We start from the raw sequence: 14,027 nt of genomic DNA on the forward strand, positions 1-14,027 counted from the left end.
ATTGATTACATTAAACTCGTCTGTATTATTATGGATGGTAAACAGGCTCAGGCCGTGACCTGTGAAACCTGATGGACTGCCATGCAATTAATGGAGATAAAAGAAACCTTATGAGAGGCCCATTGCTTGATGCCATCCCTCTGACTTCCCTGCGTGGCGTCGGGGCAAGTCAGGCCGCCAAATTAGCAAAAATAGGGCTGGTTAATTTGCAGGATCTTCTGCTGCATTTCCCGCTGCGTTATGAAGACCAGACACGCCTTTATACTATTAATGATCTTTTACCGGATATTTCCGCCACCGTCACAGGTGAAATCCTGCGTACCGATGTTACTGTTAGTCGTCGCCGAACCCTGATCTGCAAAATTAGCGATGGCACCGGCGTGCTCACACTACGCTTTTTTAACTTTTCGGCGGCAATGAGAAACAATCTGGCGAAAGGGAAACAGGTTGTTGTCTACGGTGAAATCAGAAGAGGCAGTCAGGGTGCCGAAATGATTCATCCTGAGTATAAGATTCAAAATCATACTGGAAATGTACAGCTTCAAGAGACATTAACCCCGATTTACCCGACAACAGAAGGTGTTCGTCAGGCGACGCTGCGTAATCTCATTGATCAAGCACTGAAATTGTTGGATACCTGTACAATCAATGAACTTTTACCGGAAGAGCTTAGCCGCTCCATGATTAGTCTGCCGCAAGCACTGCATATTCTGCACCGCCCAACACCAGATATTGCGCTGGCGGATCTGGAAACCGGCAGGCACCCAGCTTATCGCCGTCTGGTTCTGGAAGAACTTTTAGCTCACCATTTGAGTATGTTAGCCGTCAGAGCTGGCGTACAACGCTATCACGCTCAATCATTGCCGACTGAGGACAAGTTAAAACCGCAATTCCTTAATCGCCTGCCATTTTCTCCAACTCATGCGCAACAACGGGTTGTCTCGGAAATTGAACAGGATCTGGCAAAAGATGTTCCCATGATGCGACTGATTCAGGGCGATGTAGGTTCAGGAAAAACGCTGGTTGCCGCATTGGCTGCGTTGCGTGCCATTGCGCATGGTAAACAGGTCGCCTTGATGGCGCCGACTGAACTACTGGCAGAACAACACGCTAATACCTTTCGGCAATGGCTGGAACCGTTGGGTATTCAAGTCGGCTGGCTAGCGGGTAAGCAAAAGGGGAAAGCGCGTCAGAAGCAACAAGAAGCCATTGCCAACGGCCAAGCCGCCATGATTGTCGGTACGCATGCCATGTTTCAGGAACAAGTGAAGTTTTCCGGTCTGGCGCTGGTGATTATTGATGAGCAACATCGGTTTGGTGTGCATCAACGTCTGGCTTTATGGGAAAAAGGACGTGAACAGGGTTTTCATCCTCACCAATTGATTATGACGGCCACCCCGATTCCCCGTACCTTAGCCATGACCGCTTATGCGGATCTCGATACTTCTATTATTGATGAATTACCACCGGGGAGAACGCCGGTGACAACCGTTGCGATCCCGGATACACGCCGTGAAGAGATTATCAAACGGATCAGAAACGCCTGCCTTGATGAAAATAGACAAGTCTATTGGGTCTGTACGCTGATTGAAGATTCCGATGTGCTGGAAGCTCAAGCTGCGCAAGCCACCAGTGAAGAACTTACTCTTGCTTTACCGGAACTGAAAGTCGGGCTGGTGCATGGCCGCATGAAAGCCGCAGAAAAGCAGGCAGTGATGGAGGCTTTCAAGCGTGGCGAATTACAGCTTCTGGTTGCAACAACGGTTATTGAAGTGGGCGTGGATGTGCCGAATGCCAGTTTGATGGTTATTGATAACCCGGAACGGCTCGGCTTGGCGCAACTTCATCAATTACGCGGACGAGTTGGCCGTGGCGCTATCGCTTCTCATTGTGTTCTACTTTACAAAACGCCGCTGAGCAGTACCGCCAGAATTCGCCTGCAAGTGCTTAGAGACAGTAACGATGGTTTTGTTATCGCACAAAAAGATCTGGAAATTCGCGGCCCCGGGGAGTTATTAGGAACACGCCAAACTGGGAATGCGGAATTTAAGGTGGCTGATTTGCTAAGAGATCAGGGAATGTTGCCGGAAGTTCAGCGTATTGCCCGACATCTCCACCAGCATTATCCTGAACATGCCCGTGCCTTGATTGAACGCTGGCTACCAGAACGGGTACATTATGGTAATGCGTGATTGAGAACATGTCGGAACGGACTTGTCGTTTCTCAACGCCGCCAAAAATACGGATATCTGGTTTTATCCAATAATTAAGATGCTCTGTAACAGAGCTTTCTTTTAATTATTCTATTAAATTGATAATGCATTATTGCCAAAGGAATGGAAAATAGAACCACAATTATTCCTAAATTAGCATCAGCGTTAAAACATATCCCCATAAAATATAAATGGTTTTTTATTATTTTCTTAAAAAATCGAATCTAATACCTCGGATTAATTGATACGACGTGTCACTATTCGAAGTCTTTTATCAGCTAACTAGGGTGACAGGTGGTTCCGACATTTTTCATCAAATTAAGTTGATGATGTGTACGGTATTAGCGCAACATTATGCTCAAAGGTTAAAACGAGAATAGATGTAAATCTATGATAGGAAATTTTAATTAATGTAACATTGAATTACTAAGTTTAAATAGTAAATATTTCTATTAACTCAATGAATTTAATTTTAAATATTTTCTTTTCGAAGTATAAAACCTTGATGGAGGTCACGCAAATAATAGTAGTTTTATTGGTTTTCTTATCTATACTTATATTTCGTTATGGTACATATTAGGATGTTTTTAAATTAGAGCTAAATAAATCTACGTTGATATAATGGAGAGTTTAATATGATTTATGTCAAAAGTCTTTCAGAGAATGTGGTTAAAGTTGCAATTAGTAAATGGAGTAGTGATGAAGGTAATGACGAATATATTGAAATTAATAAAGGAGAGGTGGCTCAATGGAATAGATCAGATCAGCGCGGTTTTTTAATGTCAGTAGCACGAAAAGATAGTGTTACATTGTTATATTCAATAAGATTAAATGGCTACGTGATTATTTATGATAACTCAGTTGTAAATAACGGTAGCCGGATAGACTCTTTATATTCGATACCATCTGCCTAAAAAACTTATTATCGCACTAGTTTTTTTAATTTAATTTTTGTTCGTATACCTTTGAATTTAATGGTAAATATTCATTATTGATATAGTGGAGGATTTATGATTTATGTTAAAAATCTCTCAACTGAACCGGTTAAAGTTTCGGTTAATAAATGTGGAGAGGAAGGTAGAGAGGAATATTTAGCTCTTGATTGTGAAGATGTCAAGGTGTGGGATCTCTCCGATACGCATAGTTTTATATTGTCAGTAATACAGAAAGGTATTGAAAAATCATATTCTGCTTCTCATAACAGTTTTATTATTATTTTTGATGATTATGTACAAGATAGCGGCACCAATATATCTCATCAAGAGAAATAAATGAGAACTTGTCATCCGATTTAATTGAGTGTTAGACAAAATTAAATCACCATAATCAGGAATGGGATCTCCATTCCTGAACTATTTATATTCAACGGTTTGCTACTTTCTCCCCTAATGCTTGTTTTTCTGCTTGATTGATAAAGATATCTCCAGCCTCTTTATAATTAATCAGTTGTTTTATCAACTTCCTCTGCCAGCATTTCCAGACTAGGTGCTTAGTCCCAATATTTGATGAACAAGATAATAGAAAAAATTATCGCCTGATACCTATAGGTTAATATTAAATTGTTTCTTGGTAGTTGGTTTTAGTTTATTTTTATCGATAATGAGTAAAATTAAAATTATGAGGTTTGAGCAGAATAATTTAATAAAGATGTACATCTTTATGGCTAATCTCATTAATACGTAAACATGTAACTTCATTTACTAAGTATTAACCATAAAGCAAAGAATAAAACTCACCAAAAAGGGCGCAGTATATTTTCTATTTATAAAAAAGTGAGTTACTTCGGTAATAACAAGAGCAGGAAAGCTAATATTTCAAATTGAATAAACGATAGGCTGAACCGAGGTATTATAGCTCAGCCTTGGTTTTAGGGTTTTTAGTAATTTATAATGACAGTGGATTAATCATCATATTCACTGTGTACTATATTATCGTTACCAACATCCCAGGCTAATCTTTCTCCATTCGCCCGCAGGACTGAGAATGAACCTCCCGATGCACTCAGGCTGACAATATCTTGTAATCGGGCTATTCCAGGGGGGACCTGGGCATTCAATCTTGGGGATCCCCAAGCAACCACACTACCATTTGCCCGAAGGGCCGCGAAAATATCAGAACCTGCTCTCAAGCTGACAATATCCTTCAATTTGGCGACTTCGGATGGGACTCTGATACTACCTCCCCCATCGATACCCCAGGAGACCACGCTGCGATCTGCTCTCAGGGCCGAGAAGGCAGAACCTGTTGTTTCCACGCTGACGATATCCTTTAATGTAGCAATTTCGGACGGGATTACACCTCCAAAAAAACTGTTCCCCCAGACAACTACACTACGGTTGGCCCGCAGGGCCGCGAAAGCACAATATCCACCAATCAGGCAGACAATATCTCGTAATTTGGCAATGTCTGGAGGGACTTGGCCACCCCAATTGTCAATCCCCCAGCTAACTATACTACCGTTGGCCCGCAGAGCTGTAAAAGCAGAACTTGCTGAACTCAGGCTAACAATATCCTGTAGTCTGGCAATTTCTGGTGGAACTTGCCCCCCTGAGCTTAGTAGTCCCCAGGCGACCACACTACGATTTGTCCGCAGGGCTGCAAATGCACTACCTCCTGCACTTATGCTGACAATATCCTGTAATTTGGCAATTTCGGGAGAGATTTCACCTCCATAAGTGCTGTCCCCCCAGACGACTACACTACGGTTGGCTCGCAGGGCCGCGAAAGCAAAACCTGTTGTACTTAGACTGACTATATCCTGTAATTTAGCAACTTCTGGCGGGATTTGTCCGCCAGAGTCCGAAGCCCCCCAAGCGACTACACTGCGGTTGGCCCGCAGGGCTGTGAAAGCACCTCTTGTTGCACTTATGCTGACAATATCCTGTAATTCAGCAACTTCTGGCGGAACCTCGCCGCCCCGATCTTTCAGCCCCCAGGCGACTACGCTACGATTTGCCCGCAAAGCCGCGAAAGCAGAGCTTGTTGTACTGAGACTGACAATATCCTGCAATTGAGCAATTTCGGGCGGGATTTGGCCCCCATAACGCTCATCTCCCCAGGCGATCACTCTGCCATTTGGCAATAACATGGCGCTGGCCCCGTTAGAAACGCTGGAGATCTTGTCATCAAAGTTACTATTTATACCGGATTGTCGGTATTGATTTATAAAATTACTGCGGGTATCCCCGTTTAGTGAGAAATCGTCATTTTGGTTCATTTTATTCTCCTAAATAAGGTCATATTGGATTTACCTTACCCACAAGAGGTTTGTACCGTAAGACCTTTGCCCAATGGGTTAATTAATTTTCATATTCATGATGCAAGTTATTGTCGTAAGCAGAACCCCAGGCTACTTTCCGACCATTGGCCCGCAATACGGCGAATGAGTTTTTTGACGCACTCAGGCTGACAATATCTTGTAATCGGGCTATCCCGGCTGGAATTTGGTTGCCTTGATAACTGCCATATCCCCAAGCGACTACGCTACCATTTGCCCGCAGGGCTGCAAACGCGGTTTCTGTTGCACTGATACTGACAATATCTTGCAATTCGGCAATTTCGGGCGGGGCTGAAATACCATTGCCTCCCCAAACAACTACACTGCGGTTTGCCCGCAAGGCCGCGAAAGCACCATATGTTGTGCTCAGACTGACGATATCCTGTAGTTGAGCAATTTCGGGCGGAATACTGCCACCCGAATATTTGCTTCCCCAAGCGACGACGCTGTGATTTGCCCGCAGGGCTGCAAATGCAGTTCCTGTTGCACTGATACTGACAATATCCTGCAAGTTAGCAATTTCAGGCGGAACCTGGTCGCCCGAATTTTTGAAGCCCCAAGCGACTACACTGCGGTTCGACCGCAGGGCCACGAAAGCAGAGTCTGTTGCACTCAGGCTGACAACATCCTGCAACTGGGCAATTTCTGGCGAAACCTGCCCGCCCCAATTCTCAAGTCCCCAAGCGACCACGCTCCGATTTGCCCGCAGGGCGGCAAATGCGTTTACTGTTGAACTCAGGCTGACAATATCTTGCCGCTCTGCAATCTCAGGCGGTACCTTACCGCCAGAATATTCATCTCCCCAAGCGACGACACTACTGTTTTCCCGTAGAGCCGCGAAAGCGGAACCTGTCGTACTCAAGCTAACAATATCCTGCAATTTGGCGATTTCTGGTGGAACCTGACCGCCGAAATTCTCATCGCCCCAGGCAACCACACTACCGTTTACCCGCAGGGCCGCAAAAGCAGAATCTGTTGCCTTCAAGCTGACAATATCCTGCAATTTGGCAATTTCTGGTGGAATTTGACCACCTTTATCCTCATTCCCCCAAGTGACCACGCTACGGTTTTTCCGCAGAGCCGCGAAAGCCTCACTTGTTGCACTGATACTGACGATATCCTGCAATTCGGCAATGTCAGGCGGGATTTGGCTACTATAATCATTTCCCCAAGTCATCACTCTGCCACTTGGCAATAACATGGCGGTTGACTCGTTATTAGAGACGATGGAAGTATTATTCTCAGAGGAGCTATTTCGGTCCGGTTGCCAATATTGCTTGATAGGATTACCTTCGGCATCCATGTTTGGTGAGGGTTCGTTATTTTGATTCATATTATTCTCCTAATGATGGTGATATCGGATTAACCTTCTTACCCACAGGGGAATCTATGCCATAAAACCTATCCCTTGCGGGTTAAGCTGAATTTCTACTGCAATTTAGTACTAACTATTCTTTGATGAAGAAGATAATAGAAAAAAATTATCGACTGACAATTATAGGTTAATACTAAATTGATTTTTTGGTAGTTGGTTTTAGATTATTTTTTATCGATAAAGCGTAAAAATTAAAATTATGAGACTTGGGCAACAGAATTTAGGGGGGATGTACATCCTTATTGCTACTTTTATTAATACGCATACATGTAACTTAATCTACTAAGTATTATCTGTAAAGCAAAGAACAAAAATCACCAAGAGGGGCGAAATATATTTTCTATTTATAAAGAAATGAGTTACTTTGTTTCTTTAGGATTTACATTAAAAACTATTTCGTAGAGCACGGGAATAATAAAATTTCAAGTAAATACTCGATAGTTGAATTATTATATTTTTCTCAGTCATTGGTTAATGGTCTGCAATAACAAAATAACACTTAATAAATTAACTAATCATATTCACTATATTCTTTAAGTCCTGAATGACGAAGTTTCTCGGAAACTAATTGATAATCATTGCGGAACCAAATGGCGCGGGTAAATTGACGCTCATTTATGTTGTTGAGACACTCCTCATCAGTAAAGGCAAAAATGAAATATCAGCATGCCTTGTTGCGTGAGAGAGTCCGACAAACCGTTGGTGCCCAAAAGTCATCTTGGTTGGCGGTTAGCTATTTTGATTACTGGTAGCTCCATGCATCTTTAGCTATAATAGCTATTCGAGCCATTTTAGACGGTAGGTGATGTATGGAAATTATTCCCGCACAACTAGCTAAGAACCAGTTTGGTGATCTGCTTATGAAAGTTCAGCGTGAACCTGTAGAAATTAGTAAGCATGGTAAGCGTGTAGCCGTGGTTATCTCTCCTGAAGAGTATGATCAGTTCGCACAGCTCAAGTTACAGAATTTAAAAGCCGTTCTGGCTGAATCTATTGCACAAGCTGATCGTGGCGAATTGCATAGTATTGATGATGTATTTGCACCGTTGACGGTTGATGAACTTGAGGGTAAGGCTTAAGGATGAGTGTCCGGTTTACAAAGAAAGCCAGAGAGCATATTCGTGCAATCAAACTCTATTCTATGCGCCGATGGGGGGCGAATGTCGCGGAAGCTTATTCAACTTCGTTACGTGTGACTATGACGGAAATTCTTGATCGTCATCCATCCCCCGGTCGTGATCGCAGTGAGGATCTTTATTTTGGTGTGCTGAGTTTCCCCGTAGAGAGCCACATTATTTACTACCGGGAAGTTCCGACTGGTATTGAAGTGTTGGCAGTGTTGCATCAGACGCAAGATCCACATAACCATCTATAAATGAAGAGATAAAACGTGGGACGCTTTATTTAATCAGCAATAAAATAAGCAGCTAAACTTTTTTATCAGATGCTTGAGTGAGTTACCCGAGCGCCGTTTTCCTCAGAAACCTGAATCCCGGCTGGAGGTCAGGAAGAGTTGTTTAGCGGGACGAGGGAAATTCAAAAAAATCCCGCGATCTTCATCGGGGGATTTGTATAGGAAAGACAACAGATCTCGGGGATTATTTTGTTAAAACTGACAAACAAGAGCGGTATCAAGGCAATTTCGTTGATAATCATCCCAAAAACCTGGGGGATGAGCCTCAATATCGCTTTCTAACAGCATGGGTTTTTGCCATTTAAATTGTTTGAACCCTGCCTTTTGGATCGCTGCTTGATATTGTTCACGACTCCAACGATACATAGTGAAAGGGCTGGGTGGTGTGGTAAGAAATTCAGCTTTCACGAGAGTGGTGTCTTTCACCGGCTCTTCACTCAGAATTTTTATACAATAGTTCTCATAATTCCCTTTCTCTAATCGATAATCAGGTTCAAAGGTATACGCAATTAATTTACCGGAAGGCTTGAGATGAGCGGCAATGACACGGAACATAGTTTCAAGGTCTTCAAGAGATTCTGCATGGCAAAATAACCAGGCTGCATTAACTATGTCAAATTTGCCAAATGACTCCGACTCCATCTTGCAGACATTTCTTACGTGAAATTCGATATCGTCACCGTATTGTTGTGATTTGCTTTTCGCAATCGCTATCATGTTTTCTGATATATCGACTCCAATGACTTTCGACGCGCCACGATTTCTGTATTCTCGACTAAAGAGGCCATATCCACAGGCTAAATCTAACACTGATTTCCCGTGTATATCTCCTGCCAGATTGAAGATAGTTCTGATTTCTACTTTGATATGGTCAGTAGCATCTGAAAAGCTCTCGTAAAGATGTGCAATAGGGCCATATAAAGTGTTATCTTTCATGTTGTTATCCTTAGCTAAAGGCCAAAATACTTTATACCCGTCATCTTTCAAGTTGCCTCTTTGTTGGCTGCACTCGCTCACCCCAGTCACATAGTTTGCTATGCTCCCGGGGATTCACTCCCTTGCCGTCGCGATGCATCTTGAAATCCATAGGGTATATTTATCGAAGAAATATATTATTGAGTAAGAATTAATAATTACTGAAAGTTTTTCTCTTGTTATAAATAAGATTCCAAAATAGCTCTACGTTTATATCATTCATAATTCCATGTATAACAATAGGTTAGTAAATTCGCGCGTAGAAGAATTATGAAATGTTATTTATATTAATGCGTTAGCGATGAATTAGATATAATTTTTTAATGCTGGTTGATTTTTGGATAAATATGAGGAAATAAGATAAATATAAAACACCTATGATATGTTTTGTGGAAACTATTATTCTTATAATAATTATGTCGTTTAAACAATAAAGAGATGCCAATGATCCGTCGTTATTTGAGGAACTATTTCCATCCTTTAATGTTTAACGGTATACCCGCTATCTTTCAAGCTGCCTCTTTGTTGGCTGCACTCACCCCGGTCACATAGATAGAGGCGATAGAAGTATTATTATCAGAATGACTACTCCTGTCCGGTTGCCAATATTATTTCATCTATTCGCCGCTCGAATTTGCTCTGCATCTGGGTGACAATCCACTAGGAACGCCATCATTTCAGTGGCATCTTTGCTCAGGTAGAAGCGGACCATCTTTTCGTTAAACTCATGTATTTTCGCCGCAGGCACGCTGATGGCGTCTATACCGTTTGACATCAAAATACCGTTCATCATGAAACGGGAAGTACGTTTATTACCGTCAAAGAAAAATTGCTGTAACGCACCAAAAAGGAAGAATGCGATTCCCTTTTCAAAAGACTGACACTCATCCAATGCCGCCACACCGGCTTGAAAAATGCGGTTCAATTCTGGTGCGCCTGATACGGTAGGTAACGGAATATGCCGCCCACACTCACCTAAACTAACATCTGGGGTGTAGTTGGTCTCCCGCCCTTCTCCACGGAATGTTCCCCATTCCAAAGCTTCATTGCGAGCAACTATGCTATGAAGTTCAGTAAACGTAGCCTTGGTCAACTCAAATTGACCTCTTTTCACCAGAGATAACAGGCATCTGGAACTTTCTGCGAGATTCAGTACTTGCTCCTGATCAGAAACCTTCCTACCACCGACGGTTACACCGTCCAATAATGTTTTCACTTCGGGGAAAGTAAAAGGATTGCCTTCAAGAACGCTAGCATCCCAAACAAACTCCGGTAGCATCCGATGAAAGCGGAAACATACCCGCTCAATAGAATGAATCGGAACAATATGAGGAACCAAAGATCTGTCCCAACGAAACCCCAGAGCGTTAAAAAGCTTCATCGTTGTTCATCCTTCTTACTATATTTGAATGCGCTAAATTATAAGTAAAACACAGTAAAAGACCATTTCACCAGAAACGTTCCTGCTTGACGAGCTGGTCCCCAAAAATTATCTGGTCCGTCAAGTCGATGCCGCCATTGATTTCGAATTTATCCGCGAATTAATCATGAGGAGAAAAGATTTACAAACGACGAAAGGAGACGATAGAGCGCAGTTTTGCAGATGTTAAGCAGCACACGGACACCGTTATTTTTAACAAGGTTTGTCAACGGTCTGACTATTTACCATGTAAATGGTGTTCCATATACTGTCAATTATTCATTATTTCACAAACATAGCTTAGCGGAAAAATGAAATGAGGTTTTGGCTGACAAATTGGAACACGCGCGGCCCTTGGTAGCCGCCTAGTTGCGAATAATGACTAAAGAACACAACAACAATACTGCACCAACTGCATAGCTGGCGCAGTATCTTGCCAATTTGTCTACACCGCCGGGAATACCGGCAACAACAGATAGAGTTTAATCACAATCGCGTTAACGATATCGATAAAGAATGCCCCAACCATCGGCACCACCAGAAACGCCACATGGGATGGCCCAAAGCGATCGGTAATCGCCTGCATGTTCGCAATAGCGGTAGGTGTCGCTCCTAAACCGAAACCACAGTGACCCGCCGCCAGAACCGCTGCATCATAGTTTTTACCCATCACCCGATAGGTGACAAAAATTGCATACAGCGCCATCACGATAGCCTGGATGGTGAGAATGACCAGCATCGGTAATGCCAGCGATGCCATCTGCCACAATTTCAGGCTCATTAACGCCATTGCCAGAAATAGGGAAAGGCTCACGTTACCCAGTACAGACACCGCTCGGTCAAAAACTCGATAAAAACCTAGCACCGACAGACTGTTACTGAGGATAACCCCGATAAATAACACACAGACGAATGTCGGTAATTCAAACCATGTACCTTGCAGAAATTCAGACACAAAATTACCGGCCATCAAGCAGATAGCAATCAGTGCGATCGTTTCCAGCATCACTAATGCTGTGATCATCCGCCCGGTATAAGGTTTTTCAAATGCTGTCGGCACTTCGGTATCATCGGCCCTTAGCCCTGGGGTTTTTGTATTTCTCACCAGGAAACGAGCGACCGGGCCACCAATCAAACCACCCAGTACTAAACCGAAAGTCGCACAAGCCATCGCCACTTCTGTTGCATTTTCAAAACCATAACGCTCACTAAACAGCTTACCCCAAGCTGCGCCTGTACCGTGACCGCCAGACAGCGTAACAGAACCCGCCAACAGGCCCATTAATGGGTCCAGACCTAACAGTTCAGCCAGAGCGATACCCACCGTGTTCTGAACCAGCAGCAAGCCAACAACGACGAAAACAAACGTGAACAGGACCTTACCACCCGCTCTCAGGCTGGCAAGGTTGGCATTCAAGCCGATAGTGGCGAAGAAAGTTAACATCAAAGGGTCTTTAAGAGACAAATCAAAGTTGATTTCCCAGCCTGTTGTTTGTTTAACCGCTAAAAGAATCAGAGCAACTAACAGGCCACCCGCGACAGGTTCAGGAATGGTGTATTTTTCAAGAAATGGGACTGATTGTACAAGTTTGCGCCCAAGTAATAGTACTAATGCAGACGCAACGAGCGTGCCATAAACATCAAGATGATACATCTATGTACCCCAGCTATATTGTTAAAATTATGTAAGTTATTACGACGTTATACTCATCCTTTAGAGAACGCCAAAAGCAGGCAACGCTGGATTAGAAAAAAAATCTGCAACAAACACAAGTTAAAACATATAAAAATGTGACCAGAGAGAATCACAGCAGCTAACAAGATTTTTAAGCAAACGATTGCTTTTACACAATTGATCATTAAAATGCGTTCTTTGTCAGCCCGGAATTTCACACCATGCTTAGCTCATCCCCCGAACAAGCGGCAACAATACCCCCGAAAAAACCAGCTAGTGAATTGATTTATCGCTTAGAAGATCGGCCGCCGTTGCCACAAACGTTGTTTGCTGCCTGTCAGCATTTACTGGCAATGTTTGTCGCGGTCATCACGCCAGCAATCTTGATCTGCCAAGCGCTAGGGTTGCCTGCTCACGATACGCAGCGGATTATCAGTATGTCTCTGTTTGCTTCAGGATTGGCATCATTAATCCAGATCCGAACCTGGGGGCCTGTCGGTTCTGGTTTGCTTTCCATCCAAGGGACCAGTTTTAACTTTGTTTCCCCATTGATTATGGGCGGGCTGGCATTAAAAAACGGCGGGGCCGACATTCCTACCATGATGGCAGCGTTATTCGGTACTTTGATGGCGGCATCCGTTACCGAAATTCTGTTATCCCGCGTATTGCATCTGGCCCGGAGAATTATCACCCCGTTGGTTTCCGGTGTTGTGGTGATGATTATCGGTTTGTCTCTGATTCAGGTTGGATTGACCTCTATCGGCGGTGGATTCTCTGCTATCGAAAATCACACTTTTGGCTCTCCAGAGAATCTGTTTCTGGCTGGTGTTGTGTTGGCGGTGATTGTTTTGTTGAACCGCCAGCGTAATCCTTATCTGCGTGTCGCTTCTCTGGTGATTGCAATGGCGGTCGGTTATGTTGTCGCCTGGCTAATGGGTATGCTGCCGCCAGCAACGGTACAGGAAAATGGTTCACTCATGACAATTCCCGCACCACTCTATTATGGTCTTTCTTTTGACTGGAATCTGCTTATCCCGTTGATGCTGATTTTCATGGTAACTTCGTTGGAAACCATCGGTGATATTACCGCGACGTCTGATGTTTCCGAGCAACCGGTCAGCGGTCCTCTATATATGAAGCGAATTAAAGGTGGTGTTTTAGCTAACGGCCTAAATTCTATGCTTTCTGCCGTATTTAATACTTTCCCAAATTCTTGTTTTGGGCAGAATAACGGGGTTATCCAACTAACTGGTGTTGCCAGCCGCCGTGTAGGTTATGCCGTGGCGCTAATGTTGATGCTATTAGGTCTATTTCCTGCGGTGGCAGGATTTGTACAACAGATCCCTGAACCGGTATTGGGAGGTGCCACTATCGTGATGTTCGGTACGATTGCCGCGTCGGGTATCCGTATCGTTTCTAGAGAGGCACTTAACCGCCGGGCAATTATGATTATCGCGCTATCTTTAGCGGTTGGTATGGGCGTTGCTCAACAACCGTTAATTTTACAGTTCGCTCCTGATTGGCTGAAAACGTTACTCTCTTCCGGTATTGCTGCCGGTGGTTTGACAGCCATCACTCTGAATCTCGTGTTTCCGCAGGAAAAATAATCTCTCTAACAATCTGATATCAGGTTACATATAATCAACATCAATTCATCACGCACGTATATTTCATCATC

At 43.4% G+C, this 14,027-nt stretch carries 11 protein-coding genes; 6 read left to right on the forward strand and 5 right to left on the reverse strand.

From position 1 onward, the window contains the following. Positions 1-110 precede the first annotated feature (110 nt). The 3 genes from recG to BA1DRAFT_RS09940 all read left to right on the forward strand — a co-directional run bounded on the left by recG (position 111) and on the right by BA1DRAFT_RS09940 (position 3,484). Positions 111-2,192 (forward strand): ATP-dependent DNA helicase RecG, encoded by a 2,082-nt coding sequence (gene recG, locus BA1DRAFT_RS09930; RefSeq protein ID WP_036778404.1) that lies wholly within the window; start codon positions 111-113, stop codon positions 2,190-2,192. A 656-nt stretch (positions 2,193-2,848) separates the two neighbouring features. Continuing rightward, positions 2,849-3,127: a hypothetical protein gene (locus BA1DRAFT_RS09935; protein ID WP_036778406.1), complete on the forward strand. Its 279-nt coding sequence runs from the start codon at positions 2,849-2,851 to the stop codon at positions 3,125-3,127. A 96-nt stretch (positions 3,128-3,223) separates the two neighbouring features. Then, entirely contained in the window at positions 3,224-3,484 is a 261-nt protein-coding gene (locus BA1DRAFT_RS09940) for a hypothetical protein (RefSeq protein ID WP_036778409.1), read from the forward strand. Between the two features lie 629 nt (positions 3,485-4,113). On the opposite strand, the gene BA1DRAFT_RS09945 is transcribed toward BA1DRAFT_RS09940, so the two are convergent. Both BA1DRAFT_RS09945 and BA1DRAFT_RS09950 read right to left on the reverse strand, forming a co-directional pair. After that, entirely contained in the window at positions 4,114-5,430 is a 1,317-nt protein-coding gene (locus BA1DRAFT_RS09945; RefSeq protein WP_036778410.1) for an RCC1 domain-containing protein, read from the reverse strand. Positions 5,431-5,512: 82 nt separating this feature from the next. Beyond that, on the reverse strand, positions 5,513-6,823 hold the full coding sequence (locus BA1DRAFT_RS09950) for an RCC1 domain-containing protein (RefSeq protein ID WP_036778411.1): 1,311 nt from the start codon (positions 6,821-6,823) through the stop codon (positions 5,513-5,515). 851 nt (positions 6,824-7,674) lie between these two features. On the opposite strand from BA1DRAFT_RS09950, the gene BA1DRAFT_RS09955 reads away from it, so the two are divergent. Together BA1DRAFT_RS09955 and BA1DRAFT_RS09960 are read left to right on the forward strand one after the other, a co-directional pair. Beyond that, a complete protein-coding gene (locus BA1DRAFT_RS09955; protein WP_012776389.1) occupies positions 7,675-7,944 on the forward strand; it encodes a type II toxin-antitoxin system Phd/YefM family antitoxin in 270 nt (89 codons plus the stop codon). Between the two features lie 2 nt (positions 7,945-7,946). Next, positions 7,947-8,240: a type II toxin-antitoxin system RelE/ParE family toxin gene (locus BA1DRAFT_RS09960; protein ID WP_036778412.1), complete on the forward strand. Its 294-nt coding sequence runs from the start codon at positions 7,947-7,949 to the stop codon at positions 8,238-8,240. Positions 8,241-8,471: 231 nt separating this feature from the next. On the opposite strand, the gene BA1DRAFT_RS09965 is transcribed toward BA1DRAFT_RS09960, so the two are convergent. From BA1DRAFT_RS09965 to gltS, 3 genes are all read right to left on the reverse strand, one after another. Further along, complete coding sequence (locus BA1DRAFT_RS09965; protein WP_036778413.1) at positions 8,472-9,215, reverse strand: class I SAM-dependent DNA methyltransferase; 744 nt, start codon at positions 9,213-9,215, stop codon at positions 8,472-8,474. Positions 9,216-9,867: 652 nt separating this feature from the next. Continuing rightward, a complete protein-coding gene (locus BA1DRAFT_RS09970) occupies positions 9,868-10,635 on the reverse strand; it encodes a Fic family protein (RefSeq protein ID WP_036778416.1) in 768 nt (255 codons plus the stop codon). A 484-nt stretch (positions 10,636-11,119) separates the two neighbouring features. Further along, positions 11,120-12,328, reverse strand: a complete 1,209-nt coding sequence (gene gltS, locus BA1DRAFT_RS09975) for a sodium/glutamate symporter (RefSeq protein WP_036778419.1) — start codon at positions 12,326-12,328, stop codon at positions 11,120-11,122. A gap of 242 nt (positions 12,329-12,570) precedes the next feature. On the opposite strand from gltS, the gene BA1DRAFT_RS09980 reads away from it, so the two are divergent. Continuing rightward, positions 12,571-13,956 carry a uracil-xanthine permease family protein gene (locus tag BA1DRAFT_RS09980; RefSeq protein WP_036778421.1) on the forward strand — a complete coding sequence of 462 codons (1,386 nt, stop codon included), beginning with the start codon at positions 12,571-12,573 and terminating at the stop codon, positions 13,954-13,956. Positions 13,957-14,027: the final 71 nt, after the last annotated feature.

This window comes from Photorhabdus aegyptia (assembly GCF_000612035.1).
Taxonomy (GTDB): Bacteria; Pseudomonadota; Gammaproteobacteria; order Enterobacterales; family Enterobacteriaceae; genus Photorhabdus; species Photorhabdus akhurstii.